Consider the following 19,729-nt stretch of genomic DNA (forward strand, 5'->3'; position numbering starts at 1 on the left):
ACCCATGACGATACAACGTCGAGAGCGGGTATTGCTGATCGCGGCGATCGCGGTGGTCGCGCTGGTAGCGGCGCGGCCGATCCTCCGTTCGGTCTTCGGAGGCGGCGGGAGTCAGATCGATGAGCTTCGGACCGCCATCATCGAGAAGGAGGAGGAGCTCGAGGGCAGCCGCAAGCTGGTTCGGCAGTGGCGATCGATCCACGAGCAGAGCATGGCTGACGATCCCGACGCGGCCAAGGGCCTGCTGATGTCGCGGGTCAACGTCCTGCTGCTTCAAGCGGGCCTGGCGGACAAGCAGGTGACGCCGCAGGCGGGATCGCCGGTCAAGACGGGCAGCGACGCGAGCTACTATCCGGTGGCGCTGTCGCTGACGTGCAAAGGGACGCTGGAACAGATCGTCAAATTCTTCGACATGCTCGACCAGGAGCCGTACCTGGTGAAGGTGACGAGTTTTACGCTGAACCCGCAGGAGAAGAGCGAGATCATCTCGCTGAACCCGTGCCGGATCGAGGCGCTGATTCCGGCGCGGCCGGTCCTTCGGCGGGCGCAGTCTGGTGCGGAGCGGAAGGTTCCCGATCCGCTTCCGGCGCCGCAGGTCCGCAACGCGTACGCCCAACTGACGGCGAAGAACATTTTCGGTCCGCCGCGACCGACACCGACGCCGATGCCCGCGCCGGTCGCCCCGGTCGAGCCGGTGGAGCCGCGTCCGGCAGTGGGACAGCGGCCGAGCGTTCGCCGCGGTCCCGGCACGCTGGTGGGGACGGTGATCCACGGGCCGACGACGGGGGTCTACGTGCGAAACCACAACGAGACGCCGTGGTATAATTTGGGTGAGAGCATTGGAAGCCGACAACCGCATACGCTGGTGTTCGTCCATCCCCTGGGCGCGGTCGTCAGAGACCAGCGGGGACAGCATTTTTATATCGAGATCGGCCAGAGCGTGGACCAGCCGAAAGCCCTCACCCGAGAGAATTTGGCCGCCGACGAGCTTCTGGAACTCTACGACGCCTGGCAGTCGGCATCCCACTGAAGATTATAGAATTTTACTGGTGTTCCGGCTTCGGAAGTGGGACAATGTGCGCCCATAAGACGGAGCTGCCGGTCGGTTCGTAGAAGGAAGGAGTTTTCTATGCCCAGGTCTGCGAAACAAAGACCTACGACTTTGGTTTCGCCGACGTTGATTTTCGCGCTCCTTATCAGCGGGTTTTGTCTTGCTCAGGAGCCTGCCACGCAGCCTTTCGGCGAGCAACCGCCGGACATCACGCAGCTACGCCGTCTCATCCAAGCCCAGCGCCGTCAGCAGGCGCAAGATCGCACCACCCAGACCGCCACGGAGGAGGGCGGCGAGCCTATGGTGGAGATTCCGGTGACGCAGCCGGTCACTGGTCCGGTCGAGCTTGGGCCCGGTATTACCGAGGACACGACGCAGCCCATCGACGTCGAGACGCTGCCCGGCGCGAGGGGTGACGGACTGATCTATTTTTCGTTCCAGAACGCGCCGTACTCGGCGCTGCTGGACCTGCTCGAACGGCAGACGGGATTGCCGATCATCGGCGACCGCGACATCCAGGGCGAGACGACGTACGTCAGCACGAAGGGAATGACGGTCGAGGAGGCGATCTCGGAAGTCAACCTGCTGTTGCCCGAGCCGTCGGTGGTGGTGCGGCAGGACGGGTATCTTCGGATCTCGAAGTTTCCCGACGTGCTGCGCGAGGTGGGCCGGTACTTCATCGGGGCTGAGGAGTTTCTGGAGTCGGACGTTTCGCCCAGCGTGGTGGTGCGGGTGTTGTTCCGGGTTGAGAATCTTCCGGCCAACGAGTTGGTGAACCTGGTCGCCCAAGCGCTGCCGGTAGGCCGGGTCACGCTGGCGGCGTGGAAGACATCCAACTTCATTCAGGCGGTGGGCCTGGCTTCGGAAGTTCGGGACGTGGTTGTTCTCGCTTTGGAACTCGATCAGCGGATCGACGTGACCGACCCGGGGTTGACGGTGCGGGTGTTCCAGCCGAAATACATCACGGCGACGGGACTGGCCACGGCGCTGGAGAAGGTCTTGCCGCAGGCGGTGGTGGGCCCGGGCGACGTGCCGCTGGACGACACGCCGTCGCCCGCGCCGCGCGGGCGGGCTCCGGCTGCGGCGGCGATGGGCGACGCGGTGTCGATTGCCGCGGACGAGAAGGCGGGCATCGTGGTGGTCAAGGCGCCGGCGAGCATGATGGACTACGTCAGTCAGCTCGTCGAGATGATCGACGTGCCGGGCGAGGCGGGCGAGGACGTGGAGATCGTGGCGCTGCGGAACGCGAAGGCGGAGGACATCTACAACCGGGTGCTTCAGCCGTACTACCGGGAGATGAAGCGTCCGCTGCCGGCGGCGGCTGACAAGGTGAGCAACAGCATCGCGATCTGGGCGACGGGCAAGGAGAAGGAGGAGCTCACGGCGCTGATCCAGGAGTTGGACGAGACGGCGATCGGAGGCCGGCCGGTTCCGGTGGTCCGGACATATCGTCTTGAGGAGGTGGACCTGGCCGCGCTGGTCAAGACGCTGCAGGACATTTTCGGGGAGACGGCGAGCGTGACGTTCGCGATGGACCGGGTGGCCAACCTGCTGATCGTGGCGGCTCCGGACGAGCAGCACGGGCGGATCGAGCCGGTGATCGAGGAGTTGCGGTCGAAGCTCGGCCAGCTCGACGAGACGCGGCTGGTGAAGCTTCAGTATGCCGACGCGACGGACGTGTCGCGGACGCTCAAGCAGGTTCAGAGCGGGGTGAAGCGTCCGGCCAACCGATCGCCGGTGAGCGTTTCGGAGCACCCGCAGTCGAACGCGATCGTGGTGTCCGGTCCGCGCGAGGACGTTCAGGCGACGGTGGAGTTGATCGAGCGGCTGGACGAGGAAGTTCGCCAGACCGACGAGATCAAGACGTATACCCTTCAGCACGCCAGCGTGGACGAGGTGGTCAAGACGATCAACAACCTTTACGGCGGCAAGAGCAGCCGGCTGAAGATCGTGGCGGACGCGTGGACCAACACGCTGTTTGTCAGCGGGGCCGGGGCCATGCGGGCGGAGATAGAGGAGTTGCTGGCGCGGATGGATCAGCCGGTGGAGGCGACCGAAGCCGAGGCTGAGACGCCGATGGGCAATATCGACTTTATTCACCTGCGGTACGCGTCGGCGGAAGAGGCGGCGGATCAGATCGAGGAGATGCTGTATCCGACGGCGGGAACGCCGGCCGGGACCAAGCCCGCGCAGACCGCGGACATTGACGCCTCGAAGTCGGGCAACTACCTGGTGGTGACCGGACCGGAGAAGCAGGTGGAGCGGGTCCGGCAGTTGGCCAAGCAGATCGACGAGGTGGCGTCGAAGATACCGGACGCGTTGACGGTCAAGGCGATTCAGAAGATTTCGGCGGCGCGGCTGGCCCAGATGCTCGAGGTGGTGATCCCGGAGTTGCTCGGGGCGAACGTGCAGATCGTCGAGATCGACGTGGGCGGCGAGGAGTCGGACCTCAAGAAGCTGATGGACGTTCCTTCGACGCAGCCGGACGACGAGCGGACGCGGATCGTGATCGGGGTTGACCGGAAGAACAACAACCTGCTGATCCGCAGCCGGCCGTGGGAGGTCGAGCAGATCAGTTCCGTGATCACCACGCTGACCACGGACGTCGAGGATGATGTCGAGTTTGAGATTTACGCCCTGCAGTACGCCAACCCGTCGGAGGTGGCGCAGAACCTCGAGGCCGTATTCAATGACGTGACGGTTGGGCCGGTCCCGCCGCCTCAGCCTCAGCCTCAGGCGAACCAGCCTCCCCAGCCGCCGGCGCCTCCGGGCCAGCCTCAGCCGCCGCAGGCGCGGCAGGCCCGCACGCCGCGTCAGGCCGTCGCCCGGACCACGGTCAATCGCCGCATCCGCGCCATTCCTCTCGATACCATGTCCGCGGTGATTATCCGGGCCGAGCCGCGGGATTTCGAGCCGGTCAAGAAGCTCATAGAGCAACTGGACCAGCCGCAGTCGGCTGACATCCGCATTTTCCATCTGCGGTACGCGCGGGCGGAGGCCGTGGTCAAGAACATCAGCGAAGTTCTCGGCACCCGTCGGGCGGGGCGCGTTGCGCGAAGCGGGATGGGTTTCGACACATCGTTCAGCATCAGCGCCGATCCGGCCAGCAACGCCGTGATCGTCTCGGCGGACAAGGCGGAGACCGAGCAGATCGAGGCGATCATTGCGGCGCTCGATCATCCGACGGATACCGAAGTGGCGATGCAGGTGCTGCCGCTGAAGCGCGGGCGGGCGGATGAGTTGGCCCGGATGATCCAGACGCTGTTGAACCAGGCGGAGCAGATTCGTGCGGGCGGGCTGGGCCTGAGGCCTCAGCCGATCGCGCTGAGCGCGGACGCCATGACGAATTCGCTGGTTTTTGTCGGGCCGGCGCGAGTATTCGAAGAGGTCAAGCGGCTGGTCAATGAGCTGGACGGGGTGCGGGCGGGCGGCAACGGCCGGCCGTGGATCATACCGGTTCGGAGAATTCCGCCCGAGCGGGCCAAGCAATTGCTGGAGGAACTGCTGCCGGACAAGACGCGCGGCGACGCCTCGGAGGGTGGGCTGTACCGGTCGATGGCGCAGGTCCCGTTCGATGCGCCGGGTGTCAGCCCGTTGATCGTCGGGGCGGTCGCGGCGGTGGCGACGGGCGCGGTGCAGTTGCCGATCGAGCGGCCGGAGGTGCTGAGCCAGCAGTTTGAGGCACCGGCAGTTCCGGCATCGCCGACGACCCGGCCGGTTCTCAGCGGGAAGGAGCTCGAAGAGGTCATTCGCGAGATCGTGGCGAGGCATCAGACCTCGACGCAGCCCGCGGCCGGACCGGCGGCGACGACTCAGCCGCGTGTGCCGTCGATTTCGCCTGAGGCGGCGGCTGACCTTCACGGATTGATCCAGGGCGTTTCGCCGGACGTGGAGATTACCGCGCTGCCGGAGCAGGGCGCGCTGCTGGTCTACGGCAGTGAGGAGGACTACCAGGCGATTCAGCGGATTCTGGAGTTTTTGGACCGGTCGCAGTCGCGTCCGGAGGTGAAGGTGATCAAGCTGCAGAGCGCTCGTGCGGCCGATCTGGCTCCGGTGCTGAGCAGCATTTACGGCCGGCGTCCGCAGCCGCCGGGACTCCCGCCGATCACCTTTACGGCGGACAAGACGAGCAACTCGATCATCGTCTCGGCGAGTTCGGAGGACATCGACGAGATCGCGGCGATGATCCAGTCGCTCGACAGCCAGGAGCAGCCGCTGGAGATCGAGTTCCGCACGTACATGCTGCGGAACGCGCGGGCGTCGGAGGTGGCCGGGCGGCTGCAGGAGATGGTGCAGCAGATCATGACGGCCCGCGGCGTGACGGCTCCGCCGCTGACGATCACGGCGGACGACCGCACGAACACGATTCTGGTCAGCGCTCCGGCCAACTACTTCGACCACATCGAGCGGATCATTGAGATGCTGGACTCGGTGCCGTCATTCGCGACGGCGACGATGGAGATTATCCGGCTCAAGCAGACGGACGCGCGGTCGCTGGCGGCGACGCTGATGGAGCTGTTGACGCCGGCGAGCGGACAGGGGCAGCCGAAGTCCGGGCAGTTCGAGATTTTTCGGCGGCTGGAGATGGCGGCGGAGCGTGAGGGCGGGAAATTCACGCTGGACCTGGAGAAGCCGATCATGATTTTGCCGGATCAGCCGACCCAGACGCTGGCGATCCTGTCGACGCCGGAGAATCTGGTGGGCATCAAGGCGCTGGTGTCGCTGTACGACCGCGTTCCGCTGTTCGAGGAGCTTCGGGTCCGGGCGTTTCCGCTGAAGAACGCCGACGCGCAGGAACTGGTGGGGGTGCTGGAGAATCTTTTCAACAAGGGCGGCACGCTGACCGACGTGCCGGGTACGGGGCGGCAGGCGGGCGTGCCGGAGAATCCGACGGGGGCGGCGGTGGTGTACAGCACGGCGTTCGCGGCCGATCCGCGGACCAACACGGTGATTGTCAGCGGTCACGAGGTGAGCATCGCGCTGGCAGAGGTGTTGATTATGAAGCTGGACGAGGACCGTCCGGCGGACATCTATCCGATCGAGATGATTCCGCTTGAGCACGCGGACGCCAGCGGGGTGGCCAACGTCATCCAGGAGATCATGGACCGGCGGGTGGAGCGGGCGGCGCAGTTGGGCACGGGCCGGGCGGCTGAGCGGATGCGGGTGATCATCAAGGCCGATCCGCGGACCAACAACCTTCTGGTCAGCGCGGCGCCGGAGACGGTGGAGACGATCAAGGATCTGGTTCAGCGTCTGGATCAGGCTCCGACGGCTGGGTTCGCGCCGACGGTCATGAACCTTCAGAATCTCGACGCGATCGAGGTCGCGGAACTGATAAACGACGTGTTCGAGGCCCAGGCCCGGGTCCGCCGGGAGGCGGTGAGAGAAGGCGAGGTGGAACCGGCGCCGGTCATCATTCCGGATCCGGCGAGCAACAGTCTGATCGTGGTGGCCACGCGTCAGGGGCTCGAGGAGACCAAACGGCTGATCGACGAGATCGACCGTCTGCCCGCGGAGCCGGGCGTGACGGTGCGGGTCTATCCGCTGGAGACGGCGTCGGCGGCGGCTCTTCAGCCGATGATCGAGACGCTGCTGGAGGAACAGAAGCGAACGGCGAAGGCGCCCTCGCCGACCGTGTTGGCCGACCAGCGGACCAACTCGCTGATCGTCTACGGCAGCAAGTCGGATCAGGCCCTCATGGCGGGAATCGTCAAGCAACTCGATCAGCCGGGGAGCGCGGACCAGCGGGTGCGTGTATTTCCGCTCGAGAAGGCCGACGCGGAGGCCATCAAGGAGATCATTGACGAGATCTACACGGAGCGGGCGGCGGCGGGGGCCGAGGCCGAGGCGGTGACCGTGGTGGTCGACGAGCGGACCAACTCGCTGATCGTCTACGCCGCGCCGGACGACATGCAGACGATCGGCAACCTGGTGCAGCGGCTGGACACGATCGAGATCACCAAGCGGCTGCAGATCGCGGTGATTCCGGTGATTTCGGCCGACGCCGGTCAGCTCGCCGAGGCGCTTCGCGATATGCTCTCGCCGCAGGAGGGCGGGCAGGGGCTGCGGCAGTCGGTCATTCTGGAGTTCATGCGTCAGACGCCCGAAGGCGAGCGGCTGGTGCAGCAGGCGGTCAAGGACCAGGTGTTCATCTACGGCGACGAAGAGAACAATTTCATCATCGTGATTGCTGCGGAAGAGACGGTCGGACTGGTCCAGGCCCTGGTCAAGCACATCGACGAGGTCGCGCCGACGATTGAGATGCGGATTTTCCCGCTCGAGAACGCGGACGCGGGCCAGATGGAGGAGATGCTTTCGGAACTCTTCGGCGAGGAACGCGGCGGCCGCGGCGAGGGGGCGGCGCCGGCCATCACGGCTGAGGGCGTGACGGCGGCGGGCCGGATCGTACAGGAGACGTTCTCGGTGACCGCGGATACGCGAACCAACTCGGTGATCGTCACCGGCACTCCGGAGTATCTGAAGCTGGTGGAGCGGATCGTCAAGCATCTCGACGAACAGGAAGCCAAGGAACAGATCACCGAGGTCATCTCGCTGCGGAACGCGAAGGCTCCGGACATCCAGCAGGCGGTCTCGACGTTCGTGGAGAACCAGCTCAACATGCTTCGCGAGGTGTATGGGGCGGAGGGGATGGCTCCCGAACGGCTGCTCGAACAGCAGGTGAACGTCGTCGCCTACGAGGACACGCAGAAGATCATCTTACAGGCGTCGCCCAAGTACTTCAAGACGGTCCGGGAGATCATCAGCGAGCTCGATGAGATGCCGCTGCAGGTGATGATCGACGCGGTGCTGGTCGAGGTGACGCTCAACGACCGGCTCGAATACGGTTTTGAGGCGGTCGGGCAGGATCTGGCCTTCACCAAGGCGAGCAATGCCCAGGGGACTCCGGGCATCGGGCCGGGCCACGACGTGGTGGTCGGCACGGACGTGGGCGCGGCGGGTACCGGGGTGGCTGGGTTCACCTTCGCCCTCAACAGCGAGGACCTGAACCTTCTGTTCCGGGCGCTGTCGTCGGACGGGCGGCTCAGCGTGCTTTCCCGCCCGCACATTTCGGCCCGCGACAACGCGGCCGGGTTGATCACGAGCGGCTCGCGGGTGCCGTTCCCGACGGCCTCGGTCACTTCGGGCGATACGGGCGTGATTACCACGCAGATTCAGTACGAGGACGTGGCCCTGAGTCTGGAGGTTACGCCGCACGTGAACCCGTACGGGTTTGTGAACATGGAGGTGGCGACGGAGATTTCGGACTTGAGCGGTTCGACGGTCCAGATCAGCGAAGGGTTCAACGCGCCGATCTACAACCAGCGGAAGCTGACCACGGAGATCACCGTTCACGACGGGGAGACGGTGGTGATCGGCGGGTTGTTGCGGTCGCGGAAGGAGCAGCGGGAGACGAAGGTGCCGTTCCTGGGCGACGTTCCGCTGCTGGGCCTTTTCTTCAAGTCCGCGACGGCCACGGACGAGCAGTCGGAACTGCTGATTGTCATGACGCCGCGGGTGATCGGCACGCCGGTCGAGGAAGGGCACCTGACGCCGGCCGAGCTCGATATGATCCGCGAACACCGGGAGTACTCGGTTCAGGAGCGCGACCTGCTGCATCTGCTGCCGGGCGATATTCTGACGTCGGAGTTGATGCAGGGCCTGCAGGTCACGCCGGAGGAGTTGGCGACGCGCCCGGCCCCGTTGAAGCCGGACGCCAAGAAGCTCGACCCGCTGTATCGGCTGTTCAATCCGCCGCCCGCTCCGCCGGAACCCGAACTGGAAGTGCCGGAGGAGTGATGGGTAGTTTCTCGCTCATTTGCCGTTCCGCATCGGTCCGGCGAGTTGCGGCGTCGGCGGTCTGGGTGCTGGCGGTCGGTTTGGCCGGGTGCCAGGGCCCGGGTTGGAAGGGGACGTCGGAGGGTCCGGGACCGGGCCGGATCACCCACCACGATGACGTGGCGTACGTCGCGATTTTCGCCAAGACGCCGCTGCTGGACCTGGATCACGACAAGCGTCCCGAAGGGGTGGCGGTGCGGACGTACCTGTATCGTCAGGCGAGCAAGGATCCGGTGGCCGCCCGCGGCCCGATCACGTTCCGCCTGATCAAGCGGACGAAAAGCCCGGAAGGGGCTCCGAGCGATGAGGAGCTGAAGCGCTGGGAGCTTTCGGAGGAGCAGTTGGCCGGTTCGCTGGGGCGCGACCAGTTCGGTTTCCTGTGCTACCAGATGTCGCTGTACTGGAAGGGCGTGAAGGTGGCGGGGCCGGGCATCTATCTGCAGGCGGAGTTCGTTCGGCAGGATCAGTCGCACATTCCCTCGCGTCTGCTGCTTCTGCCGATCCTGGCCCGGGGCGATGCGCAGCGAGGATAGAAGCGTCTGGGGTTGATGAGCGGAGCAAGCCAATCCGACTATCGCAGCCGCCTGCGGCGATACCAGCGTCGCCGGCGGAGCCTGACCGCTTTGATTGCCGGCGTGATCGCCCTGGTGATCTGGATCGTTTCGCGTCTGAACGGACCGATCGTCGGCGGACCTCTCGACGATTACCAGCGGTACCACGGCAAGAGCTTCCGTTGCGTCAAGGTGGTTGATGGGGACACGATCGACATCGAGATTCCGGACCCGAAGGCTGAGAAGTTTCAGGCGTACACGCGTCTGCGTCTGTGGGGGATCGACACGCCGGAACTGGCCCACCACGGCCAGCCGGCTGCGTACTTCGGCCTGGAGTCGGCCGAGTTCGCCCGCAAGCTCATGCAGGGCAAGATGGTTCGGCTCGAGTTGGTGCCGGACGAGACGCGGGGCTATTACGGGCGGCTTTTGACCTACATTTTTCTGCCGGACGAACGACTTTATAACCGTCTGGCCATAGAATTGGGTTATGCGTACGCGGACCCTCGGTATCCGCATCCGCGCCGCGAGGAGTTTCTGGAACTCGAGGCCCAGGCCCGCGATCGACTGGCGGGCCTGTGGCGGGGCGTTGAGCCGGACCAGTTGCCCAAGTGGTATCGGCCGAAGCGGATCGAGAGGTTCTGGGAGCATCGCCGGGCCGCGCCGGCAGCGCCTGGTTCGAAGTAGGGCCGCAGGTAGGGCAAGGGTGTGTGCGGCGGCTAAACCACAGAGATTTATTATAAGTGAAGTGTCGCCGTCGCCGATGTACCATACGGATGCGTAATGGTGCTGTAAAAGTCATAGTTGTTGGTTTGGGGTTTATTTGGCCCCAGAGGCGAGATAGAATAGGTATAGAGGCGAATAGAACTCTCTAATTTTTATGAAGTACCAGAAAAACGAAAGAAATCCGAATGATGACGGCCTGCCCGAGGAGAAGGGGTCGCCGGACGATCCGAAGGGGCGTCGCCCGGAGCAGGGAGGGCCCTCGCCGGTGCGGTTTTTCCGAGGCGGGATCGGCTGGCTGGTGTTTCTCGGCCTGGCGCTGCTGCTGCTGATGCTCTTTAACAAGAGCTACGACTCGGCCCAGACGATGACGATCAGCGGGTTCTACACGGAGTTGGAGAACGCCAACGTCGAGGAGATTATCATCGGCGACAACAACATCCGGGGCGAGCTCAAGAGCCTCAGCGGCCAGCCGAAGGGGAGCACCAAGGAATTCAAGGTGGACTTCCCGCCGGACGCGATGAACTTCGAGTTCGTGCAGGACCTGACGCAGAAGGCGACGGCGGGCGGGGCGGAGCTTCGCTATGAGACGTCGCGGAACATTTTTCTGGAGGTGTTCCTCTCGCCGCTGCTGATCTACCTGCTGATTTTCGGGTTGATCTGGTTTTTGATATTCCGGCAGCTTCGCAGTTCGGCGGGCGGAGCGGGGATGCTCGGGAGTTTCGGGCGAAGCCGCCATCGCGTGCTGACCAAGGAACGGACCAACGTCACGTTCAACGACGTGGCGGGCATCGACGAGGCGAAGGACGAGGTCTCGGAGATCGTCGAGTTCCTCAAGAATCCGGGCAAGTTCCAGAAGCTCGGGGGACGGATCCCGCGCGGCGTGTTGCTGATCGGCGATCCCGGCTGCGGCAAGACGCTGCTGGCCAAGGCGATCGCGGGCGAGGCGGAGGTGCCGTTCTTTTCGATCAGCGGGTCGGACTTCGTCGAGATGTTCGTGGGCGTCGGGGCGTCGCGGGTGCGCGACCTTTTCAGCCAGGCGAAGTCGAACGCGCCGTGCATCATCTTCCTCGATGAGATCGACGCGGTGGGCCGGCGGCGCGGCGTCAACTTCAACGGCGGTGGGCACGACGAGCGCGAGCAGACCCTCAACGCGATCCTGGTGGAGATGGACGGCTTCGACACGTCGGACCAGGTGATCGTGATCGCGGCGACGAACCGGGCCGACGTTCTGGACCCGGCGTTGACGCGGCCGGGCCGTTTCGACCGGCAGGTGTACGTGCCGCTGCCGGACATCAAGGGCCGCCACGAGATCCTGAAGGTCCACGCCAAGGGCATCAAGACGGCTGAGAACGTCGATCTCTGGAAGCTGGCCCGCGGCACGCCGATGTTTTCCGGAGCGGACCTGGCCGCCATCATCAATGAGGCGGCCATCACGGCGACTCTCGCGGGCAAGGAGCGCGTCGAGCAGGAGGACCTCGAGGAGGCCCGCGACCGGGTGCGGTGGGGCCGGGCGAAGCGGAGCCGTGTGATCGACGAGCACGAGAAGAAGATCGTGGCGTACCACGAGGGCGGGCACGCCCTGGCGTCGGCGCTGATTCCGGAAGGCGACCCGCTGCACAAGGTCAGCATCATTCCCCGCGGGCAAGCGGGGGGCATGACCATGATGCTGCCCGAGGGCGACCGTCACATGTACAGCCGCCGGTTCATCATGGCGACGATGCAGGCCATGCTGGCCGGGCGAGTGGCGGAGGAGTTGGCCTGCGAGGACATCTCGAGCGGGGCGTCGGACGACATCAAGCGGGCGACGCAACTGGCCCGGACGATGGTCTGCGAGTGGGGCATGTCGGACCGGGTCGGTCCGATCCGCTACGGCCAGGACAACCAGAACGGCTGGCCGATGGACGGGGCGGGCCGCGACTACTCCGAGGAGACCGCCAAGGCGATCGACGCGGAGATTCAGAAGGTGGTGCGCGAGGCCCACGAGAAGGTGCGCAATCTGCTGTCGGAGAACCGGCAGAAGCTCGACCTGCTGGCCGAGGCGCTGCTCAAGTACGAAACGCTCGATGCGGAGGACGTGCTTCGCGTCGTCCGCGGCGAATCCATAGAGAAACCGACGGTCAACGATTTGCTAACCGATGCGGCGAAGATCAAGGATACGATCTCGTTCGGCGAGACCGACGAGCGGAACTGAGGCTCGGTCGCTGCGGCATCGTTGCGGATGGTCGGGCTGGGCGGTCCGTGCGAAAAGGAGTGCGACGTATGAGCAGAGCCGACGAGCTGGTGGTGGTGGAGCAGACGGACAATGGGGCGTGTATCGCCAGGCTCGTGCCCAGCAACGTGCTTGACGAACTCCAGATCACCGGCATCGGGCGTCAGTTGACCGATCTGGTCGACCAGGGCGCCCGTCGGCTGGTCGTCGATTTTTCCCGCGTGGATCATCTCTCCAGTTCGGCTCTGGGCATGCTGATCACCGTCCGTCAGGGCCTCAGTCAGGTCAAGGGGGATATGCGTCTGTGCAACATCCGTCCCGAGATATACGAGGTCTTCAAGATCACCGGGCTGGACAAGCTGTTCGTGATCCAGCCGACGGTGACCGAAGCCCTGGCCAGTCTGAGGTGACGCGCGCAACCCTATGGTAGACATCGACCTGACCAAACTGGCGTTCGAGAGCGTGGTGATCGGCAACGATCTGAAGGTGGCGGCCGAGCGCGTGGTGCGGCCGATCCTGACGCAGGCGTCCCGGTGCGGGTATTGCAGCCAGGACCAGTTTGCCCTGCGGCTCGCCCTCGAGGAGTCGCTGTGCAACGCGTTCCGTCACGGAAACGGATGCGATCCGGACAAGCGCATCTCCGCCCGCTGGGCGATTCGGGAGGACGTAGCGGTGATTTGCGTCGCGGACGAGGGCGACGGGTTCGATCCTTCGGCGGTGCCGGACCCGCGGCGCGAGGAGAATCGGGAGAAACCTTACGGCCGGGGGGTCATGCTGATGCGGGCGTACATGACCGAGCTGCGGTTCAACGAGCAGGGCAATGAGGTCTGCATGATCAAAGTGCGGAAACGAAGCGGGGCCAGGCCCACCGGGACTTAAGACGCCGAGCATGCTGCTGCCGATCCGAACAGACCGACCGCCTCGCCACCGTCCGACCGTCAACTACGTCCTGATCGGACTGAACGTGGCGATCTTTCTGGCCCTGGAGTTCGCGGTGCCTGTGCCCTTGGCAGGCCTTATCAAGCAGTTCGGCACCCTCGATACCGCCAGTCCGCAGCTCCACCAGTTCGTCAGCTACGCCTTTCTCCACGGCGGCTGGATGCACCTGATCGGCAACATGGTCTTTCTCTATATTTTCGGCAACAGCCTCAATGACAAGCTCGGGCACGTGGAGTACCTGCTGTTCTATCTGGCCGGTGCGATTTTTTCCGGAGCGGGTTACTGCCTGGTGTCGGTCAGTCTGGTGGTCGGGGCGTCCGGTGCGATCGCAGCGGTGACCACGGGTTTTCTGGTGCTGTTTCCTCGCAGCCGCATCCTCGTGCTGTTCTGGCTGTATATCATCACCACGTTTGAGGTCTCGAGCCTGGTGCTGATCGGGTTCAAGATGATTCTGTGGGACAACGTGCTGATCCCGATGATCGGAGGGGCGGGCAACGTGGCCCATGAGGCCCACCTGTTCGGGTACCTGTTCGGGTTTGTCATTCCGCTGGTGCTGCTGGCGGCCGGCATTCTTCCGCGCGACCAGTTCGACATCTTTTCGCTGTGGAAGCAGGCGTACCGGCGGTATCGGTATCGGCAGATGGTTCGAACCGCTCAGAAACCGCTGTGGGTCGGGATGAAGCAGGCCCGTCCGGTGCGGCCCGACGTAGGCGCGTCGCGGCCGGCGGAGGAAGAGGCGCTTCCGGCCGACGAGCACAGCCGCCATCTGGTGGCCAAGATCGCCGAGTCGATCGACCGGTACGATTTGGCGACGGCGGCAGAGTTGTACCTCAAGCTGATCGACCACAATCCCGACGCGGTTTTGCCTCGCCGCCAGCAGCTCGACGTGGCCAATCAGCTCATGTCGAACCGTCAGTTCGGCGAGGCGGCAGAGGCGTATGAGAAGTACATTCGCGCGTTTCCCGCGGGCGAGCAGATCGCGCAGGTGCGGCTGCTGCTGGGCATCATCTACGGCCGGCATCTGGGCCATCCGGACCGGGCGCGGGCGATGCTGGAAGAGGCGCGGCGGACGCTTGGCGACTCGACTCAGCGAAACCTCTGCCAGGCCGAGTTGGACCGCCTCGGGGAGTAGGGCGGCTGACGCTGCGGTTGGCTATTCCAGTTCCGGTTCCGCCGAGGGCTTGTCCTTTTGTCCTTCCCACGCCGGCGACCAGTTGGCTCCGTCGTTCGTCGTTTCCGGTCCGCCTGGGACGAGCGGGACGCGATTGACGAAGCTGCGGACGTGGGGTTCGGCGTTGCCCAGATGGTCCAGATTCTCGGGCCAGACGCGCAGCATCCCTGTTACGCGGGTCCGGCCGCCCGCTGGCTCGCTGCGGAACTCGACAATCAGGCGGCCGTCTTCGAGGCGTGTCGCGGCGTCTACCGGCAGGTGCGCCGCCTTCCACGGCCGAAGCGACGCCAGAAGGTCCGCCCCTCGCTGCTCGCCCATCCGGCGGAGCAGGACGTATTCGACCACGGCCTCGGCATTTCCCGCAGTGGTGCGTACCTTGCCTTCGACCGCTTCGAAGCCGGCGTCGGCGGCGGTTTCGAACGCGAGCACGGCCGCCTCGCCGTCAAGGTCGCACTCCAGGCCGATCCGTCCGTCGTCGGTCACGGCGTATCGCCAGGCCTGATCGGGCGAGCGCGTTGTCGTCGGTTCGGTTCCGAAGAACACCTGGGTTTCGAGCCGCACCGCGTTGAGCCGTTTCTTGGCGGAGACGAGATTCCGCGCGCTGACGACGTCCTGTTCGGCGTCGGCTGGCGCGTCATGGATGAAAGGTCCGAGTCCTCGCCGGCCCGCCAGGTTCCGCTGTTGCTGCGGATCGGTGCTCAGGTCGTACCACTGATCGATGCGGCCGTTGAGGAACACCAGCTCGAAGCGTCCGTGCGCGCCGATTCGGAAGTACTTGCCCTGCTTGACCGCGTACATCGCGCCTTCGTGTCCCTCCTGGGCGCCCAGCACGTAGCGCCGGTGGTCCAGCAGCATGATGTCGTCGACGTGGAGCGGTTGGTCGGCGAGGCTGGAGAAGGCGTAGACGACCTTGCTCATCCGTCCGGGTCCGCCGGGCCCGAACAGCTCGACCAGGTCGATCTGGAGTTTGTTCCACCCTCGCTGCAGCAGATAGCTGCGGGTGCGTGCAGGCCCGTCGAGCGGCTGGAATTCAACGCGGCAGATTGCGCCGTCCGACCCGCTGTGGATCGCGGTCAGAAACAGGTTGTAGCCTTCCCAGCGGCTGATGTTCGGCTGGAATACCAGTTGCGTTTCGCGGCCCGTGGGATCGACCGCCATCGCCCCCTGACCGGTGGCGGTTGGCGTTGTCACGTGCGAGGGCGCCGGCTGGTTGGCGGAGGCGTCGAAGTGCTGGAGCTGTCTGGGGCTTTCGAAATCGCAGAGGACCAGGAAGTCGGCGCTCTCCTCGAATGCGGGATACGCCAGCGTCTGTTGGGCAAAGAGGCTGTCCGGCGCCGGCCCCGCAGGGACCGCGGAAGCCGGGCCGGTTCGTGTCGGCGTTTGCGTGCATGAACTCAACAGCGTGAGGAGCCCCAGAAGGGCGGCGTTGTTCTTGCCCAGTTTGCCTATTGTGTTACTGTATCCCATTTTATCCTTCTTATGCGAAACGGCTTGAGAATGGCCTGGCGGCCGGTGTTTATACCGCGTCAAGGGCTTATCAGAAGGCATTGTAGCCGTTTGGCGGCGAAAATAAAGGTCGAATGGAAATCGGAATGTGAAAGTAGAAAATCCCCTTGACAGTCTGACGGGAGTTTTGGATAATGCGGATGTCCTAACCACGAACAAGAGAATGCCCTTCTCAACTTGGGAGATTGCCTGTCGGGTAGGAGAGCCGAGCGGGTAGGAGCGTAATGACCGTCGAGAGGGGTCTGTGCGCTTGTTCAAACGCGACGTTGATGGCGCGTGTCCTGCTGGTCGACCACACGGCGAGCTGGAAGACGCCGGTCTTAAAGGCGTTGGGGTCCGGAGTTGCCGTAGACGATGTCGGCAGTGTTGGGCAATTGACCGAGCTTCTGGCCAATCACACGTACGCAGTGGCCATCTTGGCCTCCGGTGCTTCTCCGGAAGGGAAAGAAACAACAGGCCTGGACCTTGAGACCGCGAGGTCCATTCACAGGGTCCAGGTCTGTTGTCGTCTGCTGTTTCTGGTCGATCGTGATCTTGACCTCGAAACGAGTTGTCAGGCGGTTCGGCTTGGAGCAGCGGGCTTTGTCGAGGCGGGTGGTCCGGACGCCGTAGAAGAGATCCATCGGAAAGTCATCGACCTGTTGTCGCACTGGCAGCGCGAGCGGGATCAGAGTTTCCCGTCGGGCGCCGCCGAGGTGCTCGATCAGACGGGCATTGCGACACAGTCGGAGAATATGCTCAGGTTGCTGGCCCAGGCCCGGAAAGCAGCCAATGTCTGTGACGCCCCGATCGTCATCGAAGGCGAGTCGGGGACTGGAAAACAGTTACTGGCCGAAGCGATCCACCGCATGGATCCGAAACGCTCCGGTCGGCCGTTTGTCTCGGTCAACTGTGCCGCGATCACCGGCACGCTGGCTGAGAGCGCCCTATTCGGCCACCGGAAAGGCGCCTTTACCGGCGCAACCGAGGACCGCAAGGGCTATTTCCGTACGGCGGACGGCGGGACCTTGATGCTCGATGAGATTTCCGAGCTGGACCCGGCCCTTCAGCCGAAGCTGTTGCGGGTTCTGCAGGAAGGCAGGGTGCTTCCGGTAGGGGATGATCGGGAATACCCGATCGACGTCCGGGTGATCACTGCTTCGAACAAGCCGCTGGCAGAACAGGTGGTTGCGGGGCGATTTCGCCTGGATCTGTACCAGCGGCTCAACGTGATCCGTCTGCGGGTGCCGGCGCTGCGCGAGCGGCTGCAGGACATTCCGCTTTTGGTCGCCCATTTTCTGGAGAAGTACGCCGGATACTACGGCGGCCGGATCGAGGCCGTGGACCCGGCGGTCTATCGCGTCCTTCAGCGGGCGGTAGGGGAGGGGAACGTCCGCGAACTCGAGAACATCGTGCGTCAGACGCTGGCGTTCAAGACCTCCGGTTCGAGCCTGACCCTCGCCGATCTGCCCGAGCAGGTGCTCGAACAGGCTGAGCAGCCGACCGGCGGGCACATGCCCGCCGACCTCGCCTCTTACATCGCAGCCATGCTGGAAAAGGGGCCGCTCGATCTGGATCAGTTCCTGACCGACTGCGAGCAGCAGGTGCTCGAGACGGCGATTTCGCGGTTCGGCCTGAAAGGCATGCGGCTGGCTTCGCACCTGCACCTGAATCGGCGGACGCTGTATCACAAGCTCCGCCGGCATCAGCTTATCGGACCTTCCTGATCGCGGTTCGGCTTCGAGCCCAAGTCACTACCGCCTTTGGCGGTTTTGCGCTATAATTGTCGCTATGAGTGCAAGCGGAAAGGTTGTGGTTGCCCTTAGTGGGGGAGTCGACAGCGCGGTTGCCTGCGCGGAGCTGAAGTCCGCTGGGCATGAGGTGCTGGCGGTGTTCGTGCGGATGACCGCGCCGGATCAGCCGGCCCGCAGCAGCGTCAAGGGGCATCTGGCCGACGTTCAGCGGATCGCCAAGCTGCTCGACGTCGAGCTCCACGTGGTCGATTACAGTTGGGATCTGTCGCAGATCATCGAGTACTTCAAGTACGAGTACGCGCACGGCCGCACGCCCAACCCGTGCGCCAAGTGCAACGCGGTGCTCAAGTTCGGGCGGCTTCTGGCGTTCAGCCGTCAACTCGGGGCCGCCTGGCTGGCGACCGGCCACTATGCCCGGATGGTCGACGTTGAAGGCCATTGGCGGCTGGGCCGCGGGCGGGCCGTCGAGAAGGACCAGTCATACGTGCTGTTCGGCATTCGGCGGGCCGACCTGCCGAGCATCCGGCTGCCCAACGGCGAAATGGCTTCGAAGGATGCGGTGCGACAGCGGGCTCGCGAACTCGATTTGCCCGTGCACGACAAGGAGGACAGCCAGGAGATTTGCTTCGTGCCGAACGATGACTATGCCGCATTCCTCGCCCGCTATCAGACTGAGCTGAATCAGCCGGGTCCAATCGTGGACATGGAAGGGCGGGTGATCGGGGAGCACGAGGGCGTGTTTCGCTATACGATCGGCCAGCGGCGCGGCTTGAAGGTGGCGGCGGGCGAGCCGATCTACGTGGTCCGGATCGATCCGCTGACCAACACGGTGGTGACCGGTCCTCGCGAGGCGCTGGCCGCCACGCATCTCGTCGCCCGCGATCTGAACTGGCACATCGACCCGGCCCAGCTTCCGTCGCGGGCGCTGGCGCAGATTCGCTCTACGCACAAGGCGGCTCCGGCTGGGCTGGAGCTGATCGGGGCCGACCGGCTGCGCGTGACGTTCGATCAGCCGCAGTTCGCGGTCACGCCGGGCCAGGCCGTCGTTCTCTATCAGGATGACCTGGTTCTGGGCGGCGGGTGGATACGCACCGATGAGTGAACGGGCGGGTCTGCTTGTTCACCACGCCGCGATCGGGGATTTCCTGATCGCTTTGCGTCTGACGGAGTGCTTTGCCGGCGTGCGCTGGACGGTCCTGTCGCGTTCGACTCTCGGGCGGCTGGCATGGTCGCTCGGCGCGGCTGAGGCGTTTGAGGATTTTGACGCGGGCGATTGGTACAGGCTCTTTGGCCCCGATCCGCGGCCCAATTCCTCAGTCGTCGATTTCGTCGCTCATTTCGAGATCGTGCTTAACGTCGTCGCCGGCCCCGGCGAGACCTTTTCTCGCAACCTTGACCGCCTTTGCCGCGGCTGCGTCCACCATGTCGATCCCAGACTTCCCGAGGGCTTTGGCGGCCATTGCTGGCAGCATCTGGCGGGCCAGATTGCGGATTGCCACACAGCCGCGCTTCCGGCGAGCGCGTTTGGCCTTCGTCCGGCGTGCATTGCCTTGGCCGCTGACTCGCGAGACACCGTTGTCATCCATCCGGGCGCGTCATCGGCCGCCAAGCGCTGGCCGTTGGCCAACTTCGTGCGTCTTGCGGATCGGCTGCGGCAAGAGGGGATGACGCCGTCGTTTCTTCTCGGCGAAGTCGAACAGGAGCAGTTTTCATCGGCAGAGATCGAATCCCTTCGGCGGAGCGATACGGTAATGACCGGCCTGGATCTGCCGAACGCAGCCGCCGTTCTTCACCGATGCCGCGCCTACGTCGGCAACGACAGCGGCATCAGCCATCTGGCCGCGGCGGTAGGGGCGCCGACCATTACCGTCTTTACCGCGACCAATCCGCGGAACTGGCGGCCTCTTGGCCGCGCCGTCCATGTCATCGACACCCGCGCCTCCGAGACCACGGAGGCCACTCTCAACCGGATCGTGTCGATAGCCGCTGCGGTTGATCGCCGAGGCTGAA

Annotated in this window: 12 protein-coding genes; 11 read left to right on the forward strand and 1 reads right to left on the reverse strand. The window is 64.5% G+C overall.

Translation table 11 applies throughout. From position 1 onward, the window contains the following. The first annotated feature begins 4 nt into the window (after window positions 1-4). The 8 genes from GXY33_09905 to GXY33_09940 all read left to right on the forward strand — a co-directional run bounded on the left by GXY33_09905 (window position 5) and on the right by GXY33_09940 (window position 14,441). A complete protein-coding gene (locus tag GXY33_09905) occupies window positions 5-1,030 on the forward strand; it encodes a hypothetical protein (GenBank protein NLX05446.1) in 1,026 nt (341 codons plus the stop codon). A gap of 321 nt (window positions 1,031-1,351) precedes the next feature. Further along, window positions 1,352-8,848, forward strand: coding sequence for a hypothetical protein (locus GXY33_09910; protein ID NLX05447.1), 7,497 nt, complete (start codon window positions 1,352-1,354; stop codon window positions 8,846-8,848). Then, entirely contained in the window at window positions 8,848-9,420 is a 573-nt protein-coding gene (locus GXY33_09915; protein ID NLX05448.1) for a hypothetical protein, read from the forward strand. The genes GXY33_09910 and GXY33_09915 overlap by 1 nt, the downstream gene beginning before the upstream one ends. 15 nt (window positions 9,421-9,435) lie before the next feature. Next, window positions 9,436-10,122, forward strand: a complete 687-nt coding sequence (locus GXY33_09920) for a hypothetical protein (protein ID NLX05449.1) — start codon at window positions 9,436-9,438, stop codon at window positions 10,120-10,122. A 367-nt stretch (window positions 10,123-10,489) separates the two neighbouring features. Continuing rightward, complete coding sequence (gene hflB / locus GXY33_09925; GenBank protein ID NLX05450.1) at window positions 10,490-12,352, forward strand: ATP-dependent zinc metalloprotease FtsH; 1,863 nt, start codon at window positions 10,490-10,492, stop codon at window positions 12,350-12,352. A 68-nt stretch (window positions 12,353-12,420) separates the two neighbouring features. Then, the gene (locus GXY33_09930) at window positions 12,421-12,780 is read left to right on the forward strand and encodes an STAS domain-containing protein (GenBank protein ID NLX05451.1); all 360 of its coding nucleotides are present in this window, start codon (window positions 12,421-12,423) and stop codon (window positions 12,778-12,780) included. A gap of 13 nt (window positions 12,781-12,793) precedes the next feature. Then, window positions 12,794-13,249: an ATP-binding protein gene (locus tag GXY33_09935; protein NLX05452.1), complete on the forward strand. Its 456-nt coding sequence runs from the start codon at window positions 12,794-12,796 to the stop codon at window positions 13,247-13,249. A gap of 10 nt (window positions 13,250-13,259) precedes the next feature. Next, entirely contained in the window at window positions 13,260-14,441 is a 1,182-nt protein-coding gene (locus tag GXY33_09940; protein ID NLX05453.1) for a rhomboid family intramembrane serine protease, read from the forward strand. A gap of 21 nt (window positions 14,442-14,462) precedes the next feature. Here GXY33_09940 and GXY33_09945 read toward each other — a convergent pair whose 3' ends face one another. Continuing rightward, window positions 14,463-15,947, reverse strand: coding sequence for a hypothetical protein (locus GXY33_09945; GenBank protein ID NLX05454.1), 1,485 nt, complete (start codon window positions 15,945-15,947; stop codon window positions 14,463-14,465). A 308-nt stretch (window positions 15,948-16,255) separates the two neighbouring features. Between GXY33_09945 and GXY33_09950 the strand changes: the two genes are divergently transcribed. The 3 genes from GXY33_09950 (at window position 16,256) to GXY33_09960 (ending at window position 19,728) form a co-directional block, all read left to right on the forward strand. Further along, entirely contained in the window at window positions 16,256-17,692 is a 1,437-nt protein-coding gene (locus GXY33_09950; protein NLX05455.1) for a sigma-54-dependent Fis family transcriptional regulator, read from the forward strand. A gap of 64 nt (window positions 17,693-17,756) precedes the next feature. Beyond that, window positions 17,757-18,821: a tRNA 2-thiouridine(34) synthase MnmA gene (mnmA, locus tag GXY33_09955; protein NLX05456.1), complete on the forward strand. Its 1,065-nt coding sequence runs from the start codon at window positions 17,757-17,759 to the stop codon at window positions 18,819-18,821. Continuing rightward, a complete protein-coding gene (locus GXY33_09960; protein NLX05457.1) occupies window positions 18,814-19,728 on the forward strand; it encodes a glycosyltransferase family 9 protein in 915 nt (304 codons plus the stop codon). The genes mnmA and GXY33_09960 overlap by 8 nt, the downstream gene beginning before the upstream one ends. Window position 19,729: the final 1 nt, after the last annotated feature.

Source organism: Phycisphaerae bacterium (genome assembly GCA_012729815.1).
Taxonomy (GTDB): domain Bacteria; phylum Planctomycetota; class Phycisphaerae; order JAAYCJ01; family JAAYCJ01; genus JAAYCJ01.

What these genes read in the sequence shown, in the direction of transcription:
- GXY33_09905 (NLX05446.1), top strand. Translation starts at nt 5, where the DNA reads ATGACGATACAACGTCGAGAGCGGGTATTGCTGATCGCGGCGATCGCG.
- GXY33_09910 (NLX05447.1), top strand. Translation starts at nt 1,352, where the DNA reads ATGGTGGAGATTCCGGTGACGCAGCCGGTCACTGGTCCGGTCGAGCTT.
- GXY33_09915 (NLX05448.1), top strand. Translation starts at nt 8,848, where the DNA reads ATGGGTAGTTTCTCGCTCATTTGCCGTTCCGCATCGGTCCGGCGAGTT.
- GXY33_09920 (NLX05449.1), top strand. Translation starts at nt 9,436, where the DNA reads ATGAGCGGAGCAAGCCAATCCGACTATCGCAGCCGCCTGCGGCGATAC.
- hflB (NLX05450.1), top strand. Translation starts at nt 10,490, where the DNA reads ATGCTCTTTAACAAGAGCTACGACTCGGCCCAGACGATGACGATCAGC.
- GXY33_09930 (NLX05451.1), top strand. Translation starts at nt 12,421, where the DNA reads ATGAGCAGAGCCGACGAGCTGGTGGTGGTGGAGCAGACGGACAATGGG.
- GXY33_09935 (NLX05452.1), top strand. Translation starts at nt 12,794, where the DNA reads ATGGTAGACATCGACCTGACCAAACTGGCGTTCGAGAGCGTGGTGATC.
- GXY33_09940 (NLX05453.1), top strand. Translation starts at nt 13,260, where the DNA reads ATGCTGCTGCCGATCCGAACAGACCGACCGCCTCGCCACCGTCCGACC.
- GXY33_09945 (NLX05454.1), bottom strand. Translation starts at nt 15,947, where the DNA reads ATGGGATACAGTAACACAATAGGCAAACTGGGCAAGAACAACGCCGCC.
- GXY33_09950 (NLX05455.1), top strand. Translation starts at nt 16,256, where the DNA reads ATGGCGCGTGTCCTGCTGGTCGACCACACGGCGAGCTGGAAGACGCCG.
- mnmA (NLX05456.1), top strand. Translation starts at nt 17,757, where the DNA reads ATGAGTGCAAGCGGAAAGGTTGTGGTTGCCCTTAGTGGGGGAGTCGAC.
- GXY33_09960 (NLX05457.1), top strand. Translation starts at nt 18,814, where the DNA reads ATGAGTGAACGGGCGGGTCTGCTTGTTCACCACGCCGCGATCGGGGAT.